6 protein-coding genes are annotated in these 7,457 nt (G+C 71.8%); 3 read left to right on the forward strand and 3 right to left on the reverse strand.

Annotated elements, in window-relative coordinates:
* Positions 1-7: 7 nt before the first annotated feature.
* Both JQT67_RS02865 and JQT67_RS02870 read right to left on the reverse strand, forming a co-directional pair.
* Positions 8-1,036, reverse strand: coding sequence for a dTDP-glucose 4,6-dehydratase (locus JQT67_RS02865; protein ID WP_208063369.1), 1,029 nt, complete (start codon positions 1,034-1,036; stop codon positions 8-10).
* Positions 1,033-2,148, reverse strand: a complete 1,116-nt coding sequence (locus JQT67_RS02870; protein ID WP_208063370.1) for a Gfo/Idh/MocA family protein — start codon at positions 2,146-2,148, stop codon at positions 1,033-1,035. The genes JQT67_RS02865 and JQT67_RS02870 overlap by 4 nt, the downstream gene beginning before the upstream one ends.
* Positions 2,149-2,352: 204 nt before the next feature.
* Here JQT67_RS02870 and JQT67_RS02875 point away from each other — a divergent pair, with 204 nt between their 5' ends.
* Positions 2,353-2,946, forward strand: a complete 594-nt coding sequence (locus tag JQT67_RS02875) for an acyltransferase (RefSeq protein WP_208063371.1) — start codon at positions 2,353-2,355, stop codon at positions 2,944-2,946.
* On the opposite strand, the gene JQT67_RS02880 is transcribed toward JQT67_RS02875, so the two are convergent.
* Positions 2,943-4,445 carry a helix-turn-helix transcriptional regulator gene (locus JQT67_RS02880; RefSeq protein ID WP_208063372.1) on the reverse strand — a complete coding sequence of 501 codons (1,503 nt, stop codon included), beginning with the start codon at positions 4,443-4,445 and terminating at the stop codon, positions 2,943-2,945. The genes JQT67_RS02875 and JQT67_RS02880 overlap by 4 nt on opposite strands.
* A 167-nt stretch (positions 4,446-4,612) precedes the next feature.
* Here JQT67_RS02880 and aceA point away from each other — a divergent pair, with 167 nt between their 5' ends.
* Complete coding sequence (gene aceA / locus JQT67_RS02885; protein WP_208063435.1) at positions 4,613-5,887, forward strand: isocitrate lyase; 1,275 nt, start codon at positions 4,613-4,615, stop codon at positions 5,885-5,887.
* Positions 5,888-5,917: 30 nt separating this feature from the next.
* A partial coding sequence (gene aceB, locus JQT67_RS02890; RefSeq protein ID WP_208063373.1) for a malate synthase A occupies positions 5,918-7,457 on the forward strand: 1,540 nt, incomplete at its 3' end.

The following is a 7,457-nucleotide window of genomic DNA, read 5'->3' on the forward strand; positions in this document are numbered from 1 at the left end:
GATGCGCTCAGCCACGGACCGCCTCCGCGCCGCGCCAGTTGCGGTCCTCCATGCGCGCGAGCATTTCGGCAGGCGAGGCATCGAGGGCCGCGAACCACTCGACGAGCTCCTTCGCGCCATCCCGGAACGAGATCCGGGGAGTGAACCCGGTCAGCGCATGCATGTGCGAGGAATCCGCGAGGAGCCGTCGGACGTCCCCTGGACGTGGCTCGAGATGCACCGGTGCGAGATCGTGGCGGCCCGCGGCTGCGAGCACGACGTCGGCGACCTCGTTGACGGTGACGTCCTCGCCACTGCCGATGTTGACCGTCTGCCCGACCGCCGCATCCGCTTCGGCGAGCGCGAGGATGCCGCGCGCGGTATCGGTGACGTGCGTGAAGTCCCGCGACTGCTGGCCGTCCCCGAAGATGAGCGGCGGTTCGCCGGCCAGGACGCGCACGATGGTGCGCGGCAGCACCTCCCCGCTGTCGCCCTCGAAGTGGCTGCGCGGCCCGTAGGAGTTGAAAGGTCGGACGACCGTGACGGGGAACCCGTGGGTGCGGAACGCCGCGCGAGCGTAGGCCTCACCGGCGAGCTTCGCGGCGCCGTAGACCGTCTCCGGGAAGGTCGCGTGCCCTTCATCCATGGGTGCGTAGCGCGCGGTGCCGTACACCTCGCTGGAGCTCACGTGGATGAATCGGTCGATCCGCGCCGCCATCGCTCGCTCGAGCAGCTCGAGCGTCAGTGTCGCGTTCACGTGATGGTTCTCGCGCGGGTCATGCAGGCTGTGGCGCACGCCCAGGCATGCGAGGTGGAGGACGATCTCGACCTCGGCGAGGAGCGAGTCGAGCACGCGGACGTCCCGGGCGTCGGCTTCGACGAATCGCACGCGGGGGTCGTCGACAGCGTGCTGCAGATTCGCCCTCGACCCGGTCGCGAGGTTGTCGATCACCACGACGGCGGCGGCATCGTGCTCCAGGAGCGCATCGACCACGTGGCTGCCGATGAACCCCGCGCCGCCCGTCACCAGGACGGCCGCACCCTCGAGCTGCGTCATCGTGCGAACCCCTCCTCGAGCGTGTGCGCGGCGATCGGCTGCGGCGCACCTCCCACCGCGAGGCTCGCGGTCGCGGCCTCGAGCACCGAGAGCACGCGCAGGCCCGACTCGGCGCTCGTCCGCGGCGCCCGACGCTCCCGGATGGATGCGGCGAACTCCGCGACGACGCCGGCGAGCGCCTCGCGCTCCGGGAGGGCCGGCGCCCATGTGTCGCCGAGCCGGTACGAGATGTTCGCAGCGCGAGGGTCGGCCGCAGTCGACTTGGACACCGCGGCGATGTCGACGCCGCGGTCGTAGATGCTGACCCGCTGCTGCGGGTTCAGGTCGTCCCACACGAGCGTGCGCTCCGTGCCGCCGATGACCATCTGCCGGATCTTCGTGGGGCTGAGCCAGTTCACGTGGATGTGCGCCATCGCGCCGCTCGCGAGCGGCATCGCCAGGTAGCCGACGCATGACTTCCCGGTGCCGAGCGGGTCCGAGCCGTGTGCCGAGACCGCGGTCGCCGCGAGCCCGTCCGGCAGCACGAAGTCCATGATCGACAAGTCGTGCGGCGCGAGGTCCCAGAACACGTCGACATCGGGCTGGATGAGACCGAGGTTGATCCGGACGCTGTCGATGAAGAGGATGTCGCCCAGCACGCCGTCTGCGATCAGCTCGCGAACCTTCAGCACGGCAGGTGTGTAGCAGTAGGTGTGATCCGCCATGAGGACGAGGCCGAGACGCCTCGCGACCTCGTCCATCTCGAGGCCCCGCTCCCGGGTGTCCGCGAGCGGCTTCTCGACCATCACGTGCTTGCCCGCCTCGAGCGCCGACAGCACGATCGGGTGATGCGAGCGCGCGGGTGTCGCGATCGCGACAGCGTCGATCCTCGGATCGTCGAGCACCGCGGCGAGATCGGACGTCACGGGAGCCCCGCCGACCCTGTCGGCGACGCCCCTCGCCCGCTCGATGTCGAGGTCGCAGATCGTCGCGAGCTCCCAGTCCGGGCTCGCGCGGAAGTTCCGCGCGAGGTTGGGACCCCAGTAGCCCGCGCCCACGACGGCGACCCGCAGGCGCCCGGAGCCGCCGGCACCAACGCGGCGCGAGCCGCGATCGATCAGCTCGCCAGTCATGTCCGCCAACTCCCCGAAGGCGTCACGGGCGCCGCAACCGCGGATCCCTCCGCGCGTGACGACGGTGCTCGCGCACATCCCCGGGTTCGGGCATCCGCGCCTTCGGAGGGAATGTAACCCGGCCCCGCAGGCCTCGTGAGTGTGCTTCGCTTCACCTGGCAGGATCTTGAGGAACACTGTTACCGATCATGAGCAGGGGGACGGATGTCGCAGGAATCCATCGTCGAATCGTCCGCAGACGTCGCCGCGGGCGCTCGGCTCGGCGCGCGCACGCGGGTGTGGCACCTCGCGCAGGTGCGAGAGGGCGCCCGGCTGGGCGACGACTGCACGATCGGGCGCGGCGCGTACGTCGGGCCTGGGGTCGCGATCGGGAACGCGTGCAAGCTGCAGAACTATGCCCTCGTCTACGAGCCGGCGCGTCTCGGGGACGGCGTCTTCATCGGCCCCGGCGCGGTGCTCACGAACGACGAGTTCCCGCGCGCCGCGAACCCCGACCTGAGCGTGAAGAGCGCGGCGGACTGGATAGCGGTCGGCGTCTCGATCGGCGACGGCGCGTCGATCGGCGCTCGGGCAGTGTGCATCGCCCCGGTGACGATCGGGCGCTGGGCGCTCGTCGCCGCGGGCGCGGTCGTGACGCAGGACGTGCCCGATCACGCGCTCGTCGTCGGCGTCCCGGCACGCCGGATCGGCTGGGTCGGCCGGACGGGCAAGCGCCTGCTCGCGGAGGGCGAGGACTGGGTGTGCCCCGACACGGGCGATCGGTTCCGCGAGCTCCGAGGCGCCCTCGTCCCGCGCTAGTCGCGCGAGGCGAGGAAGCTGTAGACCTCGGTCTCGTCGACGCCCGGGAACGCGCCCGGCGGGAGCGCCGCGAGCAGGTGCGAGTGCGCACGGGCGCTCGGCCACGCCTGCCCGGCCCACGCCCCGGCGAGCTCGACCGGCGGCGTGCGGCAGCACGACGGGTCGGGGCAGTGCGAGACGGAGCGCTCCTTCGTCGCGCGGCCGCGGAACCAGCGCGCGTGCGAGAACGGCACGCCGATCGAGAGGGAGAACTCGCCCTGGGCGCTGCGCTCGGTCATCGCCGTGCACCAGAACGTGCCCGCCGGCGTCTCGGTGTACTGCTCGAAGGGATTGACCCGGTCGGCGGCGTCGAAGACCTCGCGGCTCGTCCAGCGCTTGCAAACAGGTTGCCCCTCGATCGCCCCGGTGTGGTCGGCGGGGAAGGTCACGCCGTCGTTCTCGTAGGCCTTGTAGATGATCCCCGACTCGTGCACCTTCTGGAAGTGCAGCGGGATGCCGAGGTGCGCGGTCGCGAGGTTCGTGAGGCGATGCGCCGCCGCCTCGTAGGAGACCGCGAACGCGTCCCGCAGGTCCTCGACCGCGAGCTGCCGCTCGGCCTTCGCCGCGGCGAGGAAGTCGACGGCGGTGCGCTCGGGCATGAGCAGCGCCGCGGCGAAGTAGTTCGTCTCGATGCGCTGCCGCAGGAACGCCCCGTAGTCCGCCGGCACGGCGTGGCCGAGCACGTGGTGCCCGAGCGCCTGCAGCAGCACCGAGCGCGGGTCGTGGTCGGTGCGCGACGAGCGGGAGAGGTAGATGCGCTTGCGCTTGAGGTCGGTGACGGATCGCGTCGAGTGCGGGAGGTCGCCGACGTGGTGCACCGAGAAGCCGAGGCGCTCCGTGATCGCGGCGATGAGGTGCTGCGAGAGCGGTCCTGACTGGTAGCCGACGCGCTCGAGCATCGCCGCGGCCTCCGCCTCGATCTCGGGGAAGTGGTTGTCGCGCGCGCGCATCTCGGCGCGCAGCTGCACGTTCGCGCGGCGCGCCTCCTCGGGCGTCGCGACGCGCTCCTCGGCGACACGCTCGAGCTCGTCGACGAGCGCGAGCATCGTCTCGAGCACGTCGTCGGGCGTGCGCGGCCCGATCCGCATCGTCGGCAGCCGCTTCTGCTGCCACATCGACGACTGCATCGCGCGCTCGAGGCGCAGCTCGAGCGCGGCGCGGCGCGACGGCGGCGCGATGCCGGTGAGCTCGTCGAGCCCCACGCCGTAGAGCGCCGCGAGCTGCTGCAGCTGCGAGAAGCGCGCCTCCCGCTTGCCGGTCTCGAAGCCCGAGAGCTGCGACGGCGCGAGGCCGATCGCCGCGTGCACGGCGTCGAGCGTCATGCCGCGCTGCTTGCGCGCGTGCCGGAGCGCCTTGCCGAGCTGCAGCGCATCGACGTGCGACGCGACCGGCGACTCGCGCGCGGGGCGATCCCAGGCCGACGGGGAGGCGGGCGGCGCGGATGCTCGGGGTGCCGTCATGCAGGCACCATACGGCACTCCTGCACCATCTGGCAGGAATGAAGATCTTCACCATCGGAATCGCACTCCAGCAGCCTTCCCTGCCACAAAGTGAAGCCAGGAGATCGCCGGGCAAGGGCTCGGCGCGACGACAGGAGGACACCGTGACGGAGCAGCAGGACCCCCGGATGGCGACCGAGGCCGCCGAGCTCGAGCTCGAGTGGGCGGCGAACCCGCGCTGGAGCGGGGTGCAGCGCGACTACTCCGCGGCCGACGTCGTGCGGCTGCGCGGCTCGGTCGTCGAGGAGCACACCCTCGCGCGCCGCGGCGCCGAGCGGCTCTTCTCGCGGCTGCACGGCGACGAGGCGCCCGTGCGGGCGCTCGGCGCGCTGACCGGCAACCAGGCGGTGCAGCAGGTGCGCGCGGGACTCGAGGCGATCTACCTCTCGGGCTGGCAGGTCGCCGCCGACGCGAACCTCGCCGGCCAGACCTACCCCGACCAGTCGCTCTACCCGGCGAACTCGGTGCCCGCCGTCGTGCGCCGCATCAACAACGCGCTGCAGCGCGCCGACCAGATCGAGCGCAGCGAGGGCAAGCGCACCGTCGCCGACTGGCTCGCGCCGATCGTCGCGGATGCCGAGGCCGGCTTCGGCGGACCGCTCAACGCGTTCGAGCTCATGCGCGCCATGATCGCGGCGGGCGCCGCTGGCGTGCACTGGGAGGACCAGCTCGCGAGCGAGAAGAAGTGCGGCCACCTCGGCGGCAAGGTGCTCATCCCCACGCAGCAGCACGTGCGCACGCTCAACGCCGCGCGCCTCGCCGCCGACGTCGAGGACGTGCCGACCGTCATCATCGCGCGCACCGATGCCGAGGCGGCGACCCTGCTCACGAGCGACGTCGACGAGCGCGACCGCCCGTTCCTCACCGGCGGCCGCACCGCCGAGGGCTTCTACGAGGTGCGCAACGGCATCGAGCCGTGCATCGCCCGCGGGCTCGCGTACGCCGAGTACGCCGACCTGCTGTGGATGGAGACCGGCAAGCCCGACCTCGAGGTCGCCCGCCGCTTCGCCGAGGGCATCAAGGCGCAGTTCCCCGACCAGCTGCTCGCCTACAACTGCTCGCCGTCGTTCAACTGGCGGAAGCACCTCGACGACGATGAGATCGCGAGGTTCCAGCGCGAGCTCGGCGCGATGGGGTTCCGCTTCCAGTTCATCACCCTCGCGGGCTTCCACGCCCTCAACCACTCGATGTTCGACCTCGCGAAGGGCTACGCCGAGCAGCACATGACCGCCTACGTCGACCTGCAGGAGCGCGAGTTCGCGGCCGAGGCGAGCGGCTACACCGCGACGAAGCACCAGCGCGAGGTCGGCACCGGCTGGTTCGACCTCGTCGCGACCGCGCTCAACCCCGACTCGGGGACGCTCGCGCTCGCGGGCTCGACCGAGACCGAGCAGTTCCACTGATCCGAGAGACCCACCCGAAGGAGGACGACGATGGAACGCATCCGCATCACCGACCACGCCGAGGGGCAGGACCGCGTCCTCACCGACGACGCCCTCGCCTTCCTGCTCGAGCTCCACGACGCGTTCGAGTGCTCGAGGCAGCAGCTGCTGCAGGACCGGCGCAAGCGCCGCGCCGCGCTCGCCGACGGCGAGACGCCCCGGTTCCTCGAGGCGACCGCGCGCATCCGGGAGGACGACAGCTGGCGGGTCGCCCCGCCCGCCCCCGGGCTCGAGGACCGCCGGGTCGAGATAACCGGACCGATCGAGCGCAAGATGACGATCAACGCGCTCAACTCGGGCGCGAAGGTGTGGCTCGCCGATTGCGAGGACGCCTCGAGCCCGCTGTGGCGGAACGTCATCGCGAGCCAGGTCAACCTGCAGGACGCGATCCGCGACCGGATCGCGTTCACGAGCCCCGCGGGCAAGGAGTACCGGGTCACGGCGACCGAGACGCCGACGATCGTCGTGCGCCCGCGCGGCTGGCACCTCGACGAGCACCGGATCGTCGTGGACGGGAAGCCGATGTCGGGCTCGCTCGTCGACTTCGGCCTGCACCTCTTCCACAACGGCCGAGAGCTGATCGCGCGGGGCCGCGGCCCCTACTTCTACCTGCCGAAGCTCGAGGACCACCGCGAGGCGCGGCTGTGGGACGACGTCTTCGTGCTCGCGCAGGATCGGCTCGGCATCGATCGCGGCACGATCCGGGCGACCGTGCTCATCGAGACCATCACCGCGGCGTTCGAGATGGAGGAGATCCTCTGGGAGCTGCGCGAGCACTCGGCCGGCCTCAACGCGGGCCGCTGGGACTACCTGTTCTCGATGATCAAGGCCTTCCGGCTGCGCGGGCCGGACTTCGTGCTGCCGGACCGCGCGCGGCTGACGATGACGGCGCCCTTCATGCGCGCCTACACGGAGCAGCTCGTGCGGGCGTGCCACCGGCGGGGCGCGCACGCGATCGGCGGCATGGCGGCGTTCGTGCCGAGCGCGAAGGATCCGGAGGCGACCGAGCGCGCGCTCCGCGCCGTGGCCGCCGACAAGTCGCGCGAGGCCGGCGACGGCTTCGACGGCTCGTGGGTCGCGCACCCCGGGCTCGTCGAGACGTGCCGCGCGGCGTTCGACGCCGTGCTGGGCGACCGGCCGCACCAGCTCGACCGCTCGCGCGACGACGTCGCGGTCGACGCGGCCGCCCTCATCGACCTCTCGACGACCGAGGGCGAGATCACCGACGCGGGGCTGCGCTCGAACATCGAGATCGCGATCCGCTACATGGAGGCGTGGCTGCGCGGCCACGGCGCCGTCGCGATCCACTCGCTCATGGAGGACGCCGCGACCGCCGAGATCTCGCGCTCGCAGGTGTGGCAGTGGATCCACAACGAGTCGGTCACGAGCGACGGCCGCACCGTCACGCGCGAGCGCTGCGATGCGATCGTCGCCGAGCTCGCGGCATCGTTCGGCGAGGGCGAGGACGACCGCTTCCGGGAGGCGATCGAGCTCTTCCGCGAGACCGCGCTCGAGGAGGCGTACCCCGCGT

Origin of the sequence: Agrococcus sp. TF02-05, assembly GCF_017565345.1 — a bacterium.
In the GTDB taxonomy this organism is placed as follows: Bacteria; Actinomycetota; Actinomycetes; order Actinomycetales; family Microbacteriaceae; genus Agrococcus; species Agrococcus pavilionensis.